Origin of the sequence: Streptomyces sp. NBC_00377 (assembly GCF_036075115.1) — a bacterium.
Taxonomy (GTDB): domain Bacteria; phylum Actinomycetota; class Actinomycetes; order Streptomycetales; family Streptomycetaceae; genus Streptomyces.
Genome location: NZ_CP107958.1, coordinates 7,350,597 through 7,370,845 on the forward strand (window position 1 = coordinate 7,350,597; position 20,249 = coordinate 7,370,845).

A 20,249-nucleotide genomic window follows, 5' to 3' on the forward strand; every position below is an offset into this window, starting at 1 on the left:
CTGGGCGTACCGAGGTTTGGAGTTACCGGATCCGGATAATGATCGTCCTGTTGTCAGTGCGGCCCGGTACGCTCGAAAGCACGATGACAGAGGATCTCTCACCGGCCGAGCGGTACGCGGCAGCACGTAAGCGCGCTGTCGAGCAGGCCACCTCGCTCGCGTCCTTCCGCGAGATGTACGACTTCGGTCTCGACCCCTTCCAGATCGAGGCCTGCCAGGCGCTCGAGGCGGGCAAGGGCGTCCTGGTGGCCGCCCCCACCGGCTCGGGCAAGACGATCGTGGGCGAGTTCGCCGTCCACCTCGCCCTCCAGCAGGGCAAGAAGTGCTTCTACACGACCCCCATCAAGGCGTTGTCGAACCAGAAGTACGCCGATCTGAGCCGGCGCTACGGCAGTGACAAGGTCGGCCTGCTCACCGGAGACAACAGCGTCAACTCCGACGCCCCCGTGGTCGTGATGACCACCGAGGTGCTGCGGAACATGCTGTACGCCGGCTCGCAGACCCTCCTCGGCCTCGGTTACGTGGTGATGGACGAGGTGCACTACCTCTCCGACCGCTTCCGGGGGGCCGTGTGGGAGGAGGTGATCATCCACCTCCCCGAGTCGGTCACCCTGGTCTCGCTGTCGGCGACCGTGTCGAACGCCGAGGAGTTCGGCGACTGGCTCGACACCGTGCGTGGGGACACCGAGGTGATCGTCTCCGAGCATCGGCCCGTGCCGCTGTTCCAGCACGTGCTCGCCGGACGGCGGATGTACGACCTGTTCGAGGAGGGCGAGGGCCAGCGCAGGGCCGTCAACCCCGATCTCGCGCGGCTGGCCCGCATGGAGGCGAGCCGGCCCTCGTACCAGGACCGCAGACGCGGCCGCAACGTGCGTGAGGCCGACCGTGAGCGCGAGCGCAGGCAGCGCTCACGGGTGTGGACGCCGGGCCGGCCCGAGGTCATCGAGCGACTCGACGCGGCGGGGCTGCTGCCCGCCATCACGTTCATCTTCAGCCGTGCCGCCTGTGAGGCCGCCGTCCAGCAGTGCCTGTACGCCGGGCTGCGGCTGAACGACGAGGACGCGCGCGCCGAGGTCCGCGCCCTGGTGGAGGAGCGCACCGCCGCCATTCCCCAGGAGGACCTTCACGTCCTCGGCTACTACGAGTGGCTGGAGGGCCTGGAGCGCGGCATCGCCGCCCACCACGCGGGCATGCTCCCGACCTTCAAGGAGGTCGTCGAGGAACTGTTCGTGCGCGGCCTGGTCAAGGCCGTCTTCGCGACCGAGACGCTCGCCCTCGGCATCAACATGCCCGCCCGCTCGGTGGTGCTGGAGAAGCTCGTCAAGTGGAACGGCGAGCAGCACGCCGACATCACCCCCGGCGAGTACACCCAGCTCACCGGCCGCGCGGGCCGGCGGGGCATCGACGTCGAGGGGCACGCTGTCGTGCTGTGGCAGCGCGCGATGAGCCCCGAGCACCTGGCCGGGCTCGCGGGCACCCGCACCTACCCGCTGCGTTCCAGTTTCAAGCCGTCGTACAACATGGCGGTCAACCTGGTCGAGCAGTTCGGGCGGCACCGCTCGCGCGAGCTGCTGGAGACCTCCTTCGCGCAGTTCCAGGCCGACCGGTCGGTGGTCGGGATCTCCCGGCAGGTCCAGCGCAACGAGGAGGGGCTCGAGGGCTACAAGGCCTCCATGACCTGCCACCTCGGCGACTTCGAGGAGTACGCGCGGCTGCGCCGCGACCTGAAGGACCGCGAGACCGAACTGGCCAAGCAGGGCGCGGCCCAGCGGCGCACCGAGGCCGCCGTGGCCCTGGAGAAGCTGAAGCCGGGGGACATCATTCACGTGCCCACCGGCAAGTACGCCGGGCTGGCGCTGGTGCTCGACCCGGGCCTGCCCGCCGGCCGGGCCAACGGCCACCGCGGCTTCGACCACCAGGACGGGCCGCGCCCGCTGGTCCTTACCGCCGAGCGGCAGGTCAAGCGGCTGGCCGCGATGGACTTCCCGGTGCCGGTCGAGGCGCTGGACCGGATGCGGATCCCGAAGACCTTCAACGCGCGCTCGCCGCAGTCCCGCCGCGATCTCGCCTCCGCGCTGCGCACCAAGGCCGGGCACATCCCGCCTGAGCGGGCCCGCAAGCAGCGTTCCCAGGCCGCCGACGACCGTGAGATCGCCCGGTTGCGCACCGCGATCCGCGCGCACCCCTGCCACGGCTGCTCCGACCGGGAGGACCATGCCCGCTGGGCCGAGCGCTACCACCGGTTGCTGCGGGACACCTCACAGCTGGAGCGACGGATCGAGGGACGCACCAACACGATCGCCCGTACCTTCGACCGGATCGTGGCGCTGCTGACCGAGCTCGACTATCTGCGGGGCAACGAGGTCACCGAGCACGGCAAGCGGCTCGCCCGGCTCTACGGCGAGCTGGATCTGCTCGCCAGCGAATGCCTGCGTGCGGGCGTGTGGGAGGGGCTGGCCCCCGCCGAACTGGCCGCCTGTGTATCGGCGTTGGTCTACGAGTCCCGGTCCGGCGACGACGCCATGGCGCCGAAGCTGCCCTCGGGCAAGGCGAAGGCGGCGCTCGGCGAGATGGTGCGGATCTGGGGTCGGCTGGACGCCCTGGAGGAGGACTTCAGGATCAGCCAGACCGAGGGCGTGGGGCAGCGTGAGCCCGATCTCGGGTTCGCCTGGTCGGCCTATATGTGGGCCTCGGGCAAGGGTCTCGACGAGGTGCTCCGCGAGGCGGAGATGCCCGCCGGTGACTTCGTGCGCTGGTGCAAGCAGGTCATCGACGTGCTGGGGCAGATCGCGGCTGCGGCTCCCGCCTCCAGCGGGGGCTCGACGGTGGCGAAGAACGCCCGCAAGGCGGTCGAGGAGCTGCTGCGGGGCGTCGTGGCGTACTCCTCGGTCGGCTGACCCGGCTGACCCGGCTGACACCGGAGGCGGAGGGTCGGCCGGGTCCTGGGCTGTCCTCCTGGGACGGCCCGGGGACCCGCGGTCGAGCAGGCCGGTGTGCCGGGAGGCCGGTGTGCCGGGCGGTTGTGGTGGTGAGCGGGTGTCCGTCGTGAGCGGGTGTCCGGGCGTGCGGGGATGAGGCAGGCCTCGGACGTGGGCGGGCCGGGAGGACGTTCGCAGCCTGGGCGTCACCGCCCTGTCCTGTGTCCGCCTGTCTGCTCTGTCTGCCGGCAGGCGGCGCAGCCGGACGTACCGGCTGCGCCAAGGGAGTGGGGGGCGCAGCCGGCGTCCCCGTCAGCGGGTCAGGTAGGCCCGCCAGCCTCCGTATGCCGTGATGTCCTGCGCGTCGGTGAGGCCGGAGGGCTCGCAGAGGAAGCCGGGGGTGCGGCTGCCGTCCGCCAGTTCCACGCTGCCCAGGGCCATCGGACGGGGGAGCGAGGCTAGGAGGCGGCCGAGGCCCTCCGCGGGGAGGCGCCAGACCTCCACCTCGATCGCCGCCCCGCCCTCGCCCACGTGCACCAGCCCCGGCTTCGGCGGGGCCGTGCGAAGGGCGTGCAGTCGGTAGACCGGGGACGTCGTGGTCGTACGGTCCAGCACCGCGCCCAGGGACAGCAGTTGGGAATTGAGGGGCTGGCCCGTCAGGTGGGCGCCGACCACGGCGAGGTGCACCTGCGGCCGCAGCAGATCCGCGATCCGCGCCAGCCGTTCGTCCGTGAAGGCCGGGCCGACCAGCATCACGCCGAAGGGCAGGCCGTCCACCTCGCCGGCCGGGACGGCCGCCGCCGCGAGGTCGAAGAGATTGGTGGAGTTGGTGAAGCGGCCCAGGCGGGCGTTGGCTCCCAGTGGATCGGCGGCGACCTCGGCGAGGGTGGGGTGGCCGGGCGTGGTGGGCAGCAACAGGGCGTCCGCGTCGGCCAGTTCGGCCAGGGCGCGGGTGCGCAGGACCGACAGGCGTTCGGTGTCCGTGTAGAGCCGGTGGGCCGGGATGTTCCGGGCCCGGGTGATGATGCCCGCGACCGTCGGGTCCAGTCCCTCGCCGCCCTCCGCCATCAACTTGTCGACAAAGCTGCCCACGGCGGTGTAGCGCTCGGCTACGAACGCGCCCTCGTAGAGCATCGCGGCCGCCTCGGTGAACGGCGTGAGGTCGAGGGAACGGATCTCGGCCCCGGCGGCCTCGACCTGTCGTACCGCCGCCTCGTAGGCCTGCGCCCAGCCATGGTCCAGCTCACCCAGCTGAGCGAGGGGCGGGACGGCGACGCGCCAGGGGCCGGGCTTCCGTACGGGGAGCGCGGGAAGGGAGCGGCCAGCCGGGGACGCCATAAGGGCGAGGGCCTGTTCGGCTTCGGGGAGCGTGCGGGCGAACACCGTCACGCAGTCGATCGAGGCGCAGGCCGGGACGACCCCTTCGGTGGGGACCAGCCCCCGGGTGGGCTTGAGGCCGACGATGCCGTTGAAGGCGGCCGGGACCCGCCCCGAACCGGCCGTGTCCGTGCCCAGGGCCAGGTCGACGATGCCGAGGGCCACCGCGACGGCCGAACCGGAGCTCGAGCCGCCGCTCACCCGCGCCGGGTCGACGGCGCCCCGGACCGCGCCGTGGGGGGAGCGGGTGCCCACCAGGCCGGTCGCGAACTGGTCCAGGTTCGTGGTGCCCAGCACCAGCGCGCCGGCCGCGCGGAGGCGGGCGACCACGGGGGCGTCCTCGGCGGGCCGGTAGGCGTACGCCGGGCAGCCCGCGGTGGTGGGCAGCCCGGCCACGTCGATGTTCCCCTTGACGGCGAGGAGACGGCCGGCGAGCGGGAGGCGCTCGCCCCGCGCCAGTCGCTCGTCGAGCCCGCGGGCCTCCGCCTCGACGTCCGCCCGCGGCCGCAGGTCGATCCAGATCTCGGGACGGTCCGTGGCCTCGATGCGGGAGTAGGCGGCGCGGACGCGGGACTCGGTCGTGGACATGGGTGCTCCTTGCAGGGTGTCGGCTCGGTCCATGGTGTCGGCTCGGTCAGCTCGCGGCCGGGGCCAGCACGAGCAGCGCCGTGCCCGCCTCCACCTGGTCGCCCGGTCGAGCCAGGACCTGTGCCACCACGCCGTCGACCGGCGCGTGCACCCTGGACTCCATCTTCATCGCCTCCAGGGCGAGCAGCGGCTGGCCCGCCGTCACCTCGTCGCCGGGGGACACGTTCAACTGCCAGACGGAGGCCGCGAACTCGGCCTCGACCAGGCGGCCGCCCGGCGGCAGCGCCACCTCGGCCGGGGGTGCGGGCGGCGCGGCGGCGGCCGCAGCCCGTGCGAACTCGCCCGCCGTCTCCCAGGCGTCCCGCTCCGCGGCGAACGCGCTCTGCTGACCCGATCTGAACTCCGCTATCGAGGAGGCGTGTTCGGTGAGGAAGGCCTGGTACTCGGCGAGCGAGAAGGTGCCCTCCTCGATGCGGGGCACAAAGCGGCCCGAGGTGATGTCCGCCCGCAGCTCCAGGAGTTCGTCCGCTTCGACCGGGTACCAGCGGATCCGGTCGAAGAAGCGCAGCAGCCAGGGCGAACCGGGTTCGAACGCGCCGCGCTGCTGCCAGGGCGACCACACCTGGGTCGTCCGGCCCACGAACTGGTAGCCGCCGGGCCCCTCCATGCCGTAGACGCAGAGATAGGCCCCGCCGATGCCGACCGAGTTCTCGGCCGTCCAGGTGCGCGCGGGGTTGTACTTCGTCGTCACCAGGCGGTGGCGCGGGTCGAGAGGGGTGGCGACCGGGGCGCCGAGGTAGACGTCTCCCAGCCCCAGGACCAGGTACTCCGCGGCGAACACCGTGTCGTAGACGTCGGCCACCGTGTCCAGGCCGTTGACCCGGCGGATGAACTCGATGTTCCAGGGGCACCAGGGGGCGTCGTCGCGGACGCCCGCCATGTAGCGGGCGATGGCCTCGCGGGTCGCGGGGTCGTCCCAGGACAGCGGCAGGTGCACGGTGCGGGAGGGCACGACCAGCTGGTCCGTGGGCGGCAGGGCCGCCGTCATCTCCCGCACGACCGCCAGGAGTTCGTGCTGCGGTAGGCGGCTCGGGTCGGTCTGGATCTGGAGCGAGCGGATGCCCGGGGTGAGGTCGGTGACGCCCGTCAGGTCCGCCGCCGCCACCGCCTCCATCAGCGCGTGGACCCGCATGCGCAGCGCCAGGTCCAGCTGCAACGGCCCGAACTCCACCAGCAGGTTGTCGTCGCCGCTGCGCCGGTAGGTCACATCACCGTCCCGGGCCAGCACACCCCCGTCGACGATCGTGGGGCGCGGCGCGCCGTCCACGTCCACCGGCTCGAAGCGGACCGTGTCGCCCGGCCGCAGCTGGCCCAGCTTCCAGCGCTCGGAGCTGAGGACCGTGGCCGGGCAGACGAACCCTCCGAGTGAGGGGCCGTCCGGGCCGAGCAGCACCGGCATGTCGCCCGTGTAGTCGACGGCACCGACGGAGTAGGGCGTGTCATGGATGTTGGAGGGGTGCAGCCCCGCCTCACCGCCGTCGGTGCGGGCCCAGCGCGGCTTGGGGCCGACGAGGCGCACACCGGTGCGGGCCGAGTTGAAGTGGACCTTCCATTCGGCGGCGTAGAAGTCGCGGATGTCGTCCTCGGTGAAGAACTCCGGCGCCGCGTGCGGACCCTCGACCGTGCCGATGTGCCAGACGGGGGCGAACCGCGGACGGTCGGACTCCGACGGGCCGGGGACGGGAGCGGCGGAGCCCTGGGCGAGCGTTCCGCAGTGCAGGACGTCCCCCGTCCGCAGGGCCCGTCCGCCGTGGCCGCCGAACCGGCCCAGGGTGAACGTGCTCGAGCTGCCCAGGAAGGCCGGTACGTCCAGGCCGCCCGCGAACAGGACGTACGTGCGCAGGCCGTGCTCGCTGGGCGCGCCGATCTCCAGCAGGGCCCCGGCCGGCACGGTCACGGGCTCCCACTGCGCCACCGCGGTGCCGTCGACGGCGACCGGCGCGGGTGCGCCCGTCACACAGACCGCCGTGGCGTGGGTGAAGCGCAGGGCCGGCCCCTGGAGGGTGCACTCCAGGCCCGGGGCGCCCTCGGGGTTGCCGAGCGCCCGGTTGCCGAGGCGGAAGGAGCGGTCGTCCATGGGCCCGGACGGCGGGACGCCGACCTGCCAGTGTCCGGTGCGGCCGGGCCAGTCCTGCACGGTGGTGAGGGTGCCGCCGGAGACGACCTCGACGCGGGGGGTCGGGTCCGTGACGGTGGCGAGGGTCGCCGTCGAGTGGGCCGCCGTCACGAAGCGGGAGTCCGCCAGCGCCGCCCGGACCAGCCCGAGGTTCGTCTCGATGCCGTCGACGCGGGTCCTGGCCAGCGCCTCGTCGAGGCGGCGCAGCGCGTGCTCCCGGTCCGGGCCGTAAGCGATCACCTTCGCGAGCATCGGGTCGTACGACGTGGTGACCTCGGTCCCCGTCTCCACCCAGCCGTCGACGCGCACCCCGTCCGGGAACTCCACCCGCGTCAACAGACCCGCGCTGGGCCGGTGTTCGCGGCTCGGGTCCTCCGCGTAGAGACGTGCCTCGACGGCGTGGCCACGGGGCCGTCCCGGGTCGCCGACGACGTCCCGCTCGCCGCGTGCCAGACGCAGCATCCAGGCGACGAGGTCGACGCCGTAGATCTCCTCGGTGACCGGGTGCTCCACCTGGAGGCGGGTGTTGACCTCCAGGAAGTAGGCCTCCTCGCGGGCGGCGTCGTAGACGAACTCGACGGTCCCCGCGGAGCGGTAGTCGACCGAGGCGCACAGGTCGCGTGCGCTGCGGGCGAGTTGCTCCCGTATGTGTGCGGGCAGGCCGGGGGCCGGGGCCTCCTCCACGACCTTCTGGTTGCGGCGCTGGAGGGAGCAGTCGCGGTCGCCGAAGGTGACGACCCGGCCCGCGCCGTCACCGAAGACCTGCACCTCGACATGGCGGGCGTGCTCCACCAGCCGTTCCAGGAAGACGCCGGCGGAGGAGAAGGAGGCGGCGGCCACGCGCTGGACGCGCTCCCAGGCGTCGGTCAGTTCGCCGGCCGAGCGGCACGCCGACATGCCGATCCCGCCGCCGCCGCCGGTGGCCTTGAGCATGACCGGATAGCCGATGAGCCGGGCCCGTTCCAGCGCCTCCGGCAGGTCCGCCAGGAGTCCGGTGCCGGGAGCCAGCGGTACACCCGCGGCCTCCGCCGCCGCCCGCGCCGTGTGCTTGGCGCCGAACAGCTCCAGCTGCTCGGGGGTCGGGCCGACGAACACGATCCCGGCGTCGCCACAGCGGCGCGCGAAGGCCGCGTCCTCGGAGAGGAAGCCGTAGCCCGGGTGGATCGCGCCCGCGCCGGTGTCCTTGGCCGCCTTGAGGACCAGGTCCGCGTCGAGGTACGACTCCTTCGCGGGGGCCGGGCCGAGCCGTACGGCCTCGTCGGCGAGCCGGACGTGGGGTGCCGAGCGGTCGGGGTCGGAGTACACCGCGACGGTGCGCAGGCCCAGCGCGCGGGCCGTGCGGATGATCCGGACGGCTATCTCGCCCCGGTTGGCGATCAGCAGCTTGTCGAAGGTCATGCCGGGTCCTCGATGCCGTGGGGTGCGGTGATCGTCATCTCCACCGCCGTCGGCTCGAAGCCGTTGCAGGGGTTGTTGATCTGGGGGCAGTTGGAGACCAGGACCAGGACGTCCCGTTCGGCGCGGAGCGTGAGTGAGAGGCTCGGTGCGGAGAGGCCGTCGACGATGCCGAGGGTGCCGTCCTTCTCGACGGGCACGTTCATGTACCAGTTGATGTTGGAGACCAGGTCCCGTTTGCCGAGGCCGTGCCGGGCGCCCTCGGCGAGGAAGTTGTCCACGCACGCGTGCTGGGAGAAGGTGTGGTGGCCGTAGCGAAGGGTGTTGGACTCCTTGGAGCAGGCGCCGCCGACGGTGTCGTGGCGGCCCACGGCGTCGGCGGTCACCGTCATCAGCGCGGTGTGCTCGTTGGACATCAGCACACTGCCCGTGGTGAGGAAGATGCCGCCCTGGGCGTGGATGGTGTCGGGCGCGCTGTAGCGCACGGACGTGTCGTGGGCGTCGTAGACGAGGAAGTCGACGGCCTGGTTGCCGTGCAGGTCGGTGATGGTCAGCGTCTCGCCCTCGCGGACGACCGAGGACCAGGCGGCGCGGGCCGCGACGACTGTCTTCGTGCTCATGCGAGCCCCCTCGCGGTGAGGAATTCGGCGGTGTTGAGGAAGGCGCGGCGGCCCTCGGGCGTGGCGTCCCACAGCTGATCGCCCGGCCCGGTGGGCGCCGCCCGCCAGGCGAGGACCTCCAGCGGGGTGCTGACATAGCGCGGCCGGTCGTCGGCCGGGTGCGGCACGTTGGCGATCAGGACCGTCACGTCCTGTTCCGCGCGCAGGGTGACGCTCGCGCCGGGGCCCGCCGAGCCGGTGAAGTCGAGGCTGCCGTCGCCCCGCACCTGCACTCCCTGGAAGAAGGAGAGCGAGGGCGGCAGGTCGCGGGGCTCCAGGCCGTTCTTGGCGGCGGCCAGCTTGAACAGCTCCCGGCCGGCCGGGGAGGGGGACTGCGGGCTGCCGTCGCCGTAGCGCTCGGTGTTGCGGACGAGGGTGGAGGTGCCGCACAGGGCGTCGTGCCGGCCGGAGGTGTCGGCGACGACGGAGGCGAGCACGCGGCCCTGGTCGGACAGGAGCAGCACCCCCTCGCCGAGGTAGGCGTTCCACTGGACCTTGACCGTGTCGGCGACGTTCAGCCGCTCCCAGGGCCGGCCGTCCACGTAGAGGAGCAGGTGGGCGCAGGCGTCGCCGTGCAGGTCGGTCAGGCGCAGCTCGGTGCCGCGCGCGAGGACCCGGTGGGTGTAGTTGCCACCCGCGACCGTCTCGGCCCACACCAGGTGGCCCGCCTCGCAGGGCGGGTCCTGCCAGTCCCGGGCCGGGACGACCGGCATGGCCTCGGCCCGGGCGCCCTCCTGCGCCCGGGCGTGGACGCGTGCTCCGTACGTGGTCGCTGTCGCCGCCATTGCGGACCTCCGCAGCTCGGTTCCGTCGCTGTCGCCGTATTTCTGTCGCCCGACAGAAATTAGGTCCGGGCCGGGTCGCCGCCGTTGCCCCGGGGTTGCGGGCCGGTTACCGACTCCTCACCGGTCCGCCGGAAGATCGCCGCTCGGGGGCCGTGTGCGAGGATCGAACGCATGGGGACGAGCAGCGGACGCCGAGTGGGCCGCCCGCGGGCCGCGCAGCGCCCGGACAGCGGGCTCGCGCCGCGCGCCGAACTGCTGCTGGCCGCGGCGGAGTTGTTCACCACGCGTGGCTATGCCGCCACCACCACCCGGGCCGTCGCCGAGCGCGCGGGGATGCGTCAGGCCTCCATGTACCACTACGTCTCCGGCAAGGAGGAGCTGCTCGCCGCACTGCTGGAGTCGACGGTCACGCCCTCGCTGACCTGTGCCCGTGAGCTGCTCGCGGACGAGACGCGGACGGCCGAGGAACGGCTCCGGGAGCTGTGCCGCACCGACGTCGAGCTGCTGTGCGGCGGCACGCACAACCTGGGCGGCCTCTACCTGCTGCCCGAGGTGCGCACCGAGCGGTTCGCCGGCTTCCATGCCGTGCGCGCCGAACTCAAGGACGCCTACCGTCAGTTGATCGCCGCGACGGCCGCGGGCGGCGCACTGGAGAAGAGCGGGCTGGATCTGCGCACCGACCTGGTCTTCGGTCTGATCGAGGGCGTCATTCTCGTGCACCGCTCGGACCCCGACCGCTCCGTCTCGGAATTCGCCCGCGCCACCGCCGACGCGGCGCTGCGCATCGCGGGGAACTGACCGCCTACCGAGGCCACTTGGGCGTGCCCGCCGCATGGTGCGGGCGCCCGTCTCATCCGTCCCGGTGAACTGTTCCGCACACTCGTCCCGCATTACTAAGCGTGTTCGAATGAATACCATGCGTGTAAATGGCCTGAGGTTACTCCACGTGTGGAAGTGGTTTCAGGCGGTTGCCGAATATGACACGGCGATGATCCGGTCGGACTAAGCTCGCCCGCGGCGCACCGAGTTGAGGTGTATTCGTGCGCTTGTTCCCCGAATTTCCCGAAAATGCCGACACATCCCTACAGAGGGTGCCCACATGGTGAGTGTTCAGTCCCCACCCGGTCGCCGAGAACTTCCCTACGCGCGCGTGCTGTTGCTGCCGGCGATACTGATGGCCGCGGTGACCGGAGCCGCGGTCGCCCTGGTGGCGACGCAGGCCCGGCTCGCCGTCGGCATCTGCGGAACCGTCGCCACCCTTCTCGTGACCGCGGCAGGGGCCGAATCGGTGCGCCGTGGGCGGCGCCTGCGGGAGCTCCGCGCGGAGAACGGCCGGCGCATCGCCCACCTGGAGCAGCGCGTGGCCGGCCACGCGCAGGAGAACCGCCGGCTCGCCGTGGAGTTCGTGCCCAACGCCGTGGCCTGGCTGCGCGCCGGGAATTCCCCCAGGGAGGTGATGCGCGACCTCAGCGAGGGTGATCCCGACTTCCGCGCACTGGACGACGCGCAGCGCGCCGTGGTCAGGAAGATCCTCGACATCGTCGACCACGAGGAGTCCCTGCGCGACTCCGCCCAGCGCTCCTTCGTCAGCATCGCCCGCCGGATGCAGGCCATCGTCCACCAACAGGCTGCGGAACTGCGCGAGATGGAGGAGGACCACGGCCGCAACCCCGAGGTCTTCGACGACCTGCTGCGCATCGACCACGGCACCGCGCTGATCGGCCGCCTCGCCGACTCCATCGGCGTGCTCGGCGGCGGCCGGCCCAGCCGCAACTGGCCCCAGCCCGTCCCGCTGTACAGCGTGCTGCGCGGCGCCATGTCCCGCATCCTGGAGTACCGCCGCATCCAGCTGGACTCCATCGCCAAGGTGAACATCCGCGGCCTCTCCGTCGAGCCGCTCATCCACGCCCTCGCGGAACTCCTCGACAACGCCACCCGCTACTCGCCCCCGCAGAGCAAGGTGCACGTCAACGCCGTCGAGGTGCAGACCGGCATCGCCATCGAGATCGAGGACGCCGGCGTCAGCCTCAGCGAAGAGGCCCGCGCCAAGGCCGAACGCATGCTGGAACAGGCCATGGCGGGCGTCGACATCCAGGACGTCGGCGGAACCCCGCGTCTGGGGCTCGCGGTCGTCGGCCGTCTGTGCACCTCGTTCAACCTCCAGGTCTCGTTGCGCACCTCGGCCTACGGCGGCGTCCGGGCCGTCCTCGTCGTGCCGAGCGAGATGCAGACCCTGGACCCCGCCCCCGGCTTCGCGCACGGTATCGGCGCCACCGCCGTACCGCAGATCGACCTGAGCACGATCGGCGAGGGCCCCAAGCGCCCGCCCAAGAAGCGCCGCCCCACCAACGCGCGCATCCCGGCCGGGATCTCCCTGACCGACGACGAGGTGCCCGAGGTCACCGAGTGGACCGAGCAGGGGCTGCCGCAGCGCCGCAGCAAGACCACGATCCCGATCACCCAGCGCTATGCCGAGGCGTACGCCGCTCAGGAGGCCGAACGCCTGGGCAAGCCCGACCCGTTCGCGCGGCGCCGGCCGGAGCCCGAACCCGAACCCGTGAAGCGGGCCGAGCCCGGCCTGGCGTTCGAGGCCTTCTGGGACGGCCTGGTGAAAGCGGCCCCGCCCGGTGTGCACCCCACCGACTTCACCCGCAATCCCACCGCATACCTGCATCTGCTCGAGGACAAGGCCGAGACCGAGGCCGACGATGAAGGGGACCTCACGTGATCCAGCAGCGCCAAAACTTCGACTGGCTGCTCAAGGAGCTCTACGACGGGGTTCCGGGCATCGAGATGATCGTGGTCCTCTCGGCCGACGGACTGCGCATCGCCCGCTACGCCGGCGACCCCGACGCCGCCGACCGGGTCGCCGCCGCCTGCGCGGGCCTGCAGAGCCTGGCCGCCGCCGTCGGTCAGGAGATCCACTCCAGCAGCGGCGAGATGGACATGGTCGTCATCGACCTCAGCGGTGGCTACTTCTACATGATGTCGGCCGGCGCCAACGCCTACCTCGCGGTCCTCGCCGACGTGCGCTGCGAGGCGGGCCGGATGAGCGGCATGATGCGTGACCTCGTGGTCCGTATCGGCGCCCATCTGACCAGTCCGCCCCGGCGTAACGGGCAGAGCGTATGACGCCTCCGCAACGCCGTCGGCGACAACCGCTGCCGCAACCGCCCCCGCCACCTCCGCCGCCGTCCGCGAAGAAGGGCCAGGAGGGCCACGAGGGCCAGGAGGGGGAGGGCAAGAACCCCGAGCGGCTGTACATCATCACGGGCGCGGACGGCGAGCGCGCGCCCGTCGACCTCGTCACCCTGATCGTGGCGCGTGCGGAACCCCCCTCGTCCGCCACCCCGGAACAGACGGCGGTGCTGCGGATGTGCGCCGCCCCGCTGTCGGTGGCCGAGATCTCGGCCTATCTGCGCCTGCCGTTCAGTGTGGTGACGGTGCTGCTCACCGAGATGCTGGCGGCCGAACTCGTCCAGGCACGCGCCCCCATCGTCCGGCAGCAGCTCCCGGACCGTTCCCTTCTCGAAGCGGTGATGCATGGACTTCAACGGCTCTGACACGATCCCCGGCCCACGGGCCGAGGACCATCTGCCGCACACCACCACCGCCGCGGCGAAGATCGTCATCGTGGGCGGCTTCGGCGTCGGCAAGACGACCATGGTCGGCTCCGTCAGCGAGATCAGGCCGCTGACCACCGAGGAGACCATGACCCAGGCGGGCATCGGGGTCGACGACAACTACGGCTCCGAGACCAAGACCGCCACCACCGTGGCCATGGACTTCGGCCGCATCCGCATCACCGAGCAGGTCGTGCTCTACCTCTTCGGCACACCCGGCCAGGAACGCTTCTGGTTCCTGTGGAACGGCCTGTTCGAGGGCGCGCTCGGCGCGGTCGTCCTGGTCGACACCCGCCGCCTCGAGGTCAGCTTCGAGGTCATGGGCCGGCTCGAGGAGGGCGGAGTGCCCTTCGTCGTCGCCGTCAACACCTTTCCCGACGGCCCCCGTTATCCCATCGACGACCTGCGGGCCGCCCTCGACCTGCCGCCCGAGATCCCGATCGTGGAGTGCGACGTGCGCCGCCGCGCCTCCAGCCGCGACGTCCTGATGACCCTCATGCGCTTCCTGCACTCCCTGGCCCTGGCCCGCAGCCTCACCTGATCCGCACCGCTCACCCGAACCGACCCGCACCGCGGTACACCGACCCACACCCGATACAGCACAGTTTCGGAGCGACCCCCTGTGACTGCCGAACACCCCACCCCGACCGGTCCGCGCGATCTCGCCCTGGACCCGCCGCCCGGCTGCCCCGCGCACGTCCGAGGCCCCGGCGGACTGGCCCGTCTCTACGGTCCCGGCGCGGAGGATTTGAACGAACTGTACGAGCGGCTGCGCGAGGAACACGGCCCCGTGGCGCCGGTCCTGATCCACGACGACCTGCCGATGTGGATGGTCCTCGGACACGCCGAGAACCTGCGCATGGTGCGCACACCCTCGCACTTCACCAAGGACAGCCGCATCTGGTCGCAACTGCTGGACGGCAGGGTCAGGCCCGACCACCCGCTCATGCCGCACATCGCCTGGCAGCCCATCTGCGCCCATGCAGAGGGCGACGAGCACAAGCGGCTGCGGGGCGCGGTCAACTCGGCCATGGCGACCATCGACGACCGCAGCGTGCGCCGTTACATCAACCGCTCCAGCCAGCGACTGGTCAACCGCTTCTGCGAGGAGGGCCGCGCCGATCTGGTCGGCGACTTCGCCGAGCACCTGCCGATGGCCGTGATGTGCCACATCCTCGGCATGCCCGACGAGTACAACGACAAGATGGTGCACTCCGCCCGCGACGCGCTCAAGGGCACCGAGACCGCGCTCGCCAGCCACGAGTACGTCGTGCAGGCGCTCGCGCGGCTCACCGCCCGCCGCCGCGCCGAACCCGAGGAGGACTTCACCAGCCACCTCGTCACCCACCCGGCCGGTCTCACCGACGACGAGGTCAGGGAGCACCTGCGCCTGGTGCTCTTCGCCGCCTACGAGAACACGGTCAACCTGCTCTCCAACGTGCTGCGCATGGTCCTCACCGACCCGCGCTTCCTCGCCCAGCTCAACGGCGGCCAGATGACGGTGGCGGAGGCGGTCGAGCAGTCCCTGTGGGACGAACCCCCGTTCAGCACCATCTTCGGCTACTTCGCCAAGCAGGACACGGAGCTCGGCGGTCAGCGCATCCGCCGGGGCGACGGCCTCTTCTTCGCCCCCGCGCCCGGCAACGTGGACCCCCGGGTGCGCCCCGACCTGTCCGCCCACATGCAGGGCAACCGCTCCCACCTCGCCTTCGGCAGCGGCCCGCACGAGTGCCCCGGCCAGGACATCGGCCGCGCCATCGCCGACGTCGGCGTGGACGCGCTGCTGATGCGGCTGCCGGACATCCAACTCGACTGCGAGGAGGAAGAGTTGCGGTGGACGATGTCCATCGCCTCGCGGCACCTGGTGGAGCTCCCGGTCCGTTTCGAGCCCAAGGACCAGCAGGACGTCAAGCACAAGCCGAGCCACGCCCCGATCCCGCCGCAGCGCCTGACCCGGCCGGTGAGCACGCGGTCCCAGGCCGCGCCGGCGCCCGCCCCCGAGCCGGCGCTCGCCCCCGCGCCCGAGCCGGTGGCCGCCCAGGCGCCCGCCCCGGCGCCTGCGCCGCAGGCCGCGGCGCCCGCCCCGCAGCCGACCCGCAGGCCGAACGCCTGGCGGCGCTTCCTGTCCTGGTGGCGCGGCTACTGAGCGGCACCCGCCGACGTGGTGGCGGCGGCCCAGGCGTCGTACGACGTCCAGGCCTCGAGCACCCGACCACTGCGCAGCCGGTGCTCCCTCCCCGTGACCGGATCGGTGAACTCCAGCTCCCGCGCGAGCAGTTGCAGCGGGCGCCGAAAGTCACCGGCCGGCACGGGGGCGGCCACCTCCGGGTAGAGCGGATCGCCGAGGATGGGCACACCGAGCGCGTTCATGTGGACGCGCAGCTGATGCGTCTGACCGGTGGCGGGCAGCAGCCGGTACCGGCCGAGTCCCCGCGCACCGTGCTCGACGAGCTCGACGCGGCTCACGGCGTTCGGCTCGCCCGCCACCTCGTAGGCGGCCAGGACACCGCGTTCCTTCACGATCCGGCTGCGCACGGTCCTGGGCAGCGCGAGCCGCGGGGCGTACGGCGCGACGGCCTCGTACACCTTGCGCACCAGGCGGTCGCGGAACAGCGACTGGTACACGCCGCGCTCCTCGGGGCGCACGGTGAACAGCACCAGCCCGGCGGTGAGCCGGTCGAGCCGGTGGGCGGCGCCGAGCGCGGGCAGGTCCAGCTCCCGCCGCAGCCTGGCCAGCGCGCTCTCGGTGACATGGCTGCCGCGCGGGGTGGTGGCCACGAAGTGCGGCTTGTCGACGACGACGATGTGCTCGTCGCGATGCACGATCTCCAGCGGGAACGGCACGGGTACCTCCGGCGGCAGTTCGCGGTGGTACCAGACGTACATCCCCGGCACATAGGCCGTGTCCGGCGCGACCGCCCGTCCGTCGGCGCCCACCACCTGCCCGGCCGCCAGCATCGCGTCCACGACGCCGGCCCGCGCCGGACCCAGCCGTTCCAGCAGGTGCTCCCGCACGGTGGCCCAGGCGCCCACGCCGGGCAACCGCACCCGCACCGGATCGACCCCGTCGCGCTGCGGCAGCGGGGAGGGCGGGGGAGGCGTACGGCGTCTCATCGGGTCAAGCCTACGGGCCCGGAAAAACCCGTTGGCCGGGTCGTGGCCCGTTGGCAGGATGCGGATCATGCCCTTCACCGCCAGCATCGTCCTGCCCGCCGGAACTCTCTCGGGCATCGCGCAGCCCGTGCTCCGTACCGACGACGGACTGCTCCTGCGTCCCTGGCGGGCCGAGGACGTCCCCGCCGTGTACACCGCCTTCCAGGACCCGGCCATGCACCAGTGGCACATAAGGGCCGCGGACTCCGAGGAGGAGGTGGCCGGATGGATCGAGGAATGGCGGACGAACTGGGCGCAGGAGCGCAACGCCCAGTGGGCCGTCGTCGACGCGGACACCGGGGACCTGCTCGGGAGGGTGGCGCTGCGCAGCATCGTGCTCACCGAGGGCGTGGCCGAGATCGCCTACTGGACGACCGGGGCGGCCCGCGGCCGGGGAGTCGCCCCCCGGGCCACGACCGCCCTGACCCGCTGGGCCTTCGACGAGATCGGCTTCCACCGCCTCGAGCTGATGCACGCCGTCGCCAACGAGGCCTCGTGCCGCGTCGCCGCCAAGGCCGGCTTCACCCTGGAGGGCACCAGGCGCAGCGCCGCCCTCCACCAGGACGGCTGGCACGACATGCACCTCCACGCCCGCGTCGTGGGTGACTGAACGAGGCCCGCCGACGTCGCCGGCGTGCTCGTCCGTGTCGTGTGGCTGTCCGGCAGGGGCGACGGGCCCCGTCGGTCTACGCGGTGGCCGTCTCCGGTACGGCCGGGGCGGGGGCCGGGGTGCGCTTGCGGTACGTGCGGTAGGCCACGCCGGTCGCGAGGGTCGCGGCGAGGAACAGCACGGTGAACCACTGGAAGTACCAGTGACCGCCGGCCGGGTCGTACACCGCCGCGCGCGGCCAGGCCAGGTTGACCGTCATCAGCAGCCCGTAGAGGAGGGCGAGGGCGTTCACCGGGACGCCCCAGCGGCCCAGGGAGAACAGGCGGGCGCCCGTCTCGTCGGTGCCGGCGGACGAGAATTCACCGCGGAGCCGGCGGACCAGCAGCGGGCCGGTGACCATCGCGTAGGCCAGGTACAGCATCACGATGCAGGTCGTGCCGATGGCCAGGAACGCCTCCGGCGAGGCGAAGTTGAGCAGCAGCAGGGCCGCGGCCAGACCGCCGACCACCAGCGCGGGGGCGCTCGGCATTCCGGTGCGCGGGTTCACGCGCGCGAGGCGGCCGGAGAACGGCAGCCGGCCGTCGCGGGCCATGGAGAACAGCATCCGGCAGGCTGCCGTCTGGATCGCGAGCGTCGCCACCGCGATCGCGACCACCACGTCCGCCAGGAGCGCCTTGCCGACCCCGTCCCCGAGGCTGCTGGTGAGGACGTAGCTGAGCCCGTCGACCCCGAGGCGTCCGTCGGTCAGACTGGGCGCGGCCAGCAGGCCGCCCAGCACGATCAGCCCGCCGAGCAGGCCGGCCGCGCCGAGCGCGGTGAGGATCGTGCGGGGCGCGGTGCGTCGCGGGTGATGCGTCTCCTCGCTCATCTCGCCCGCGCTGTCGAAGCCGATCATCACGTAGGCGGCGGTGAACGACCCGACGAGCAGTGCGCCGAACAGGCTGTTCTGCGCGGCCCCTTCGGTGTGGAAGGTGATCCCGGGGGTGCGCTCGGAGTGGGTCAGCAGCAGGACGACGATCAGCACCGCGCCGATGATCTCGGCCGTCACTCCGACCCGGTTGATCACCGACATCACACGGTTGTCCAGGACGTTCACCAGCGTCGTCAGCGCCAGCAGGATCACGCCGAGCAGTGCCGCGTTGGCCGCGCCGTCCGGCGAGGTGGGCGCAGGGTCGGTGCCGATCAGCTGGAAGCCCGACCAGATGGCCGGCAGCACCATCTGGAGCGCGAGCGCGGCCGCGGCGACGACGACGATCTGCCCGATCACCATGATCCAGCCCGCGAACCAGCCGAACGAGGGCGTCGACAGCCGCGACGCCCACTGGTAGATGGCGCCCGAGATCGGGTAGCGCGCCGCCAGCTCCGCGAAGCACGCGGCGACCAGCAGCTGACCGACCAGCACGACGGGCCAGGCCCAGAAGAAGACCGGGCCGCCGAAGGCGTATCCGAAGGCGAAGAACTGGAAGACGGTCGTCAGGACGGAGATGAAGGAGAACCCGGCGGCGAACGAGGCGTACCGGCCGAGGCTGCGGTGCAGCTCCTGGCGGTAGCCGAACTCGGCGAGGGAGCCGTCGCCCGCGTCGGGGAGTTGCGGCGGGTCGGGGCGTACGTCGGAGGGGGTCGTTGTCGTCACGGCGAAACCTGCCTTGGTCCCAGTGAACTTGATTCCTGTCGGGCGACAGAAATTAGGGACGGGCTGTTTCGTACGCGTCACGCCGCCGTGTCCGGGGCGGGCCCAAGTTCTCACGTCGTCACGGGTCGCAGTGCATCGCGTTGTATCGCGTCTTGATTCCTGCTCCTCCGCCGGTGCTCGTGACGGCCGGTGACCGCCGGTGATGCGGAGCGGCAAGAATGCCCCCACCCCGTCAGTTCCCGTCGCTCACGGCCGAGTTGGACATGCTCCGGCCGGCTCCCGACAGGGGCACCGCCCCCGTCCGGGCCGGCGGACGGTGCGACACGGGGCCGGTGCGCTTCAGGAGAGGGCCGGCGAGGCGGCCCTCTCTTCGGGTGCCGGCCGCTTCCGCCGGGTCACGCGGCCGGCGCCGCGCCTTCCTGTTCCGCCTCCACGCGTGCGTTCCAGTCCCGCTTCGCGGCCTGCCAGCCGTCCTCGTCGTGGCCGAGCCGCCAGTAACCGGAGACCGACAGGTCCTCGCGCGGGATCCCCAGCTCGACGCGCAGGAGTTTGCGCAGGTCCTTCACGCAGGCGGCCTCACCGTGCACGAACGCGTGCAGGCGGCCCGCGGGGAACTCCAGCGTCCGGACGGCCTCGACGAGCCTCTCGCCGATCGGCCGGTCGCCGCGGTGCAGCCAGACGACCTCCACGTCGGAGTCGATCTTCTGCTCCTCCTCCGGGCCCGCCACCTCGATGAAGGCGTGGACGACACTGCCGGCGGGCAGCGACTCCAGGGCGGCCGCGATGGCGGGCAGGGCGCTCTCGTCGCCGGCCAGCAGATGCCAGTCGGCAGCCGTGTCGGGTGTGTACGCGCCGCCGGGACCCATGAAGCGGACGGTCTCGCCCGGCTGGACGCGCGCCGCCCACGGCCCCGCCAGCCCCTCGTCGCCGTGGATCACGAAGTCGAGGGTCAGCTCGCGGTGTTCGGCGTCCCAGTGGCGCACGGTGTACGTCCGGGTCACGGGCCACTGGTCACGGGGGAGCTCGGCCCGGATGCGCTCCAGGTCGAAGGGCTCGGGGTAGGTCACGCCCTCGGGGCCGAAGAGGAGTTTGACGTAGTGGTCTGTGCAGTCGCCCGCCGTGAACTCGGCCAGGCCCTCGCCGCCGAGCACGACGCGCTGCATATGGGGGGTCAGCCGTTCGGTGCGGACGACCTGCGCGGAGTGGGGCTTCCGCGGCTTCCGTGCCGGACGTTCTGCCATGACGGCCTCCCATGCCAAAGGTTAGGTATACCTAAGTTAGCATCCTCGCCCCCGCTGATGCCCTCCCGTGCGGGAGATCGGCCGACCTCCC

Annotated in this window: 15 protein-coding genes; 8 read left to right on the forward strand and 7 right to left on the reverse strand. The window is 72.2% G+C overall.

From position 1 onward, the window contains the following. The first annotated feature begins 38 nt into the window (after positions 1-38). Complete coding sequence (locus tag OHS71_RS32655) at positions 39-2,897, forward strand: DEAD/DEAH box helicase (protein ID WP_328482914.1); 2,859 nt, start codon at positions 39-41, stop codon at positions 2,895-2,897. Between the two features lie 333 nt (positions 2,898-3,230). Here the strand turns inward: OHS71_RS32655 and atzF are convergent, their stop codons facing one another. Genes atzF through OHS71_RS32675 form a run of 4 tightly spaced genes read right to left on the reverse strand, consistent with a single transcriptional unit; the run spans position 3,231 to position 9,898 of the window. Next, complete coding sequence (atzF, locus tag OHS71_RS32660) at positions 3,231-4,883, reverse strand: allophanate hydrolase (protein ID WP_328482915.1); 1,653 nt, start codon at positions 4,881-4,883, stop codon at positions 3,231-3,233. Positions 4,884-4,929: 46 nt separating this feature from the next. Next, the gene (locus tag OHS71_RS32665; protein WP_328482916.1) at positions 4,930-8,457 is read right to left on the reverse strand and encodes a 5-oxoprolinase/urea amidolyase family protein; all 3,528 of its coding nucleotides are present in this window, start codon (positions 8,455-8,457) and stop codon (positions 4,930-4,932) included. After that, positions 8,454-9,074, reverse strand: coding sequence for an urea amidolyase associated protein UAAP2 (locus OHS71_RS32670; RefSeq protein ID WP_328482917.1), 621 nt, complete (start codon positions 9,072-9,074; stop codon positions 8,454-8,456). The genes OHS71_RS32665 and OHS71_RS32670 overlap by 4 nt, the downstream gene beginning before the upstream one ends. Further along, on the reverse strand, positions 9,071-9,898 hold the full coding sequence (locus OHS71_RS32675; RefSeq protein ID WP_328482918.1) for an urea amidolyase associated protein UAAP1: 828 nt from the start codon (positions 9,896-9,898) through the stop codon (positions 9,071-9,073). The genes OHS71_RS32670 and OHS71_RS32675 overlap by 4 nt, the downstream gene beginning before the upstream one ends. Positions 9,899-10,069: 171 nt before the next feature. Between OHS71_RS32675 and OHS71_RS32680 the strand changes: the two genes are divergently transcribed. From OHS71_RS32680 to OHS71_RS32705, 6 genes are all read left to right on the forward strand, one after another. Next, the gene (locus OHS71_RS32680; RefSeq protein WP_328482919.1) at positions 10,070-10,696 is read left to right on the forward strand and encodes a TetR/AcrR family transcriptional regulator; all 627 of its coding nucleotides are present in this window, start codon (positions 10,070-10,072) and stop codon (positions 10,694-10,696) included. Positions 10,697-10,997: 301 nt separating this feature from the next. Further along, on the forward strand, positions 10,998-12,626 hold the full coding sequence (locus OHS71_RS32685) for a sensor histidine kinase (protein ID WP_328482920.1): 1,629 nt from the start codon (positions 10,998-11,000) through the stop codon (positions 12,624-12,626). Beyond that, a complete protein-coding gene (locus tag OHS71_RS32690; protein WP_256909876.1) occupies positions 12,623-13,030 on the forward strand; it encodes a roadblock/LC7 domain-containing protein in 408 nt (135 codons plus the stop codon). Before OHS71_RS32685 ends, OHS71_RS32690 begins: the two co-directional genes overlap by 4 nt. Next, positions 13,027-13,461: a DUF742 domain-containing protein gene (locus tag OHS71_RS32695; protein WP_328482921.1), complete on the forward strand. Its 435-nt coding sequence runs from the start codon at positions 13,027-13,029 to the stop codon at positions 13,459-13,461. Before OHS71_RS32690 ends, OHS71_RS32695 begins: the two co-directional genes overlap by 4 nt. Further along, complete coding sequence (locus OHS71_RS32700; RefSeq protein WP_328482922.1) at positions 13,442-14,062, forward strand: GTP-binding protein; 621 nt, start codon at positions 13,442-13,444, stop codon at positions 14,060-14,062. The genes OHS71_RS32695 and OHS71_RS32700 overlap by 20 nt, the downstream gene beginning before the upstream one ends. 81 nt (positions 14,063-14,143) lie before the next feature. After that, the gene (locus tag OHS71_RS32705) at positions 14,144-15,667 is read left to right on the forward strand and encodes a cytochrome P450 (protein WP_328482923.1); all 1,524 of its coding nucleotides are present in this window, start codon (positions 14,144-14,146) and stop codon (positions 15,665-15,667) included. Here OHS71_RS32705 and OHS71_RS32710 read toward each other — a convergent pair. Next, positions 15,661-16,635, reverse strand: coding sequence for an RluA family pseudouridine synthase (locus OHS71_RS32710; protein WP_328482924.1), 975 nt, complete (start codon positions 16,633-16,635; stop codon positions 15,661-15,663). The two genes, OHS71_RS32705 and OHS71_RS32710, sit on opposite strands and share 7 nt — an antisense overlap. Before the next feature lie 67 nt (positions 16,636-16,702). Between OHS71_RS32710 and OHS71_RS32715 the strand changes: the two genes are divergently transcribed. Then, a complete protein-coding gene (locus OHS71_RS32715; protein WP_328482925.1) occupies positions 16,703-17,284 on the forward strand; it encodes a GNAT family N-acetyltransferase in 582 nt (193 codons plus the stop codon). A 76-nt stretch (positions 17,285-17,360) separates the two neighbouring features. On the opposite strand, the gene OHS71_RS32720 is transcribed toward OHS71_RS32715, so the two are convergent. Continuing rightward, positions 17,361-18,917, reverse strand: a complete 1,557-nt coding sequence (locus OHS71_RS32720) for an amino acid permease (RefSeq protein ID WP_328482926.1) — start codon at positions 18,915-18,917, stop codon at positions 17,361-17,363. A gap of 395 nt (positions 18,918-19,312) precedes the next feature. Then, complete coding sequence (locus tag OHS71_RS32725; protein ID WP_328482927.1) at positions 19,313-20,158, reverse strand: siderophore-interacting protein; 846 nt, start codon at positions 20,156-20,158, stop codon at positions 19,313-19,315. Positions 20,159-20,249 lie beyond the last annotated feature (91 nt).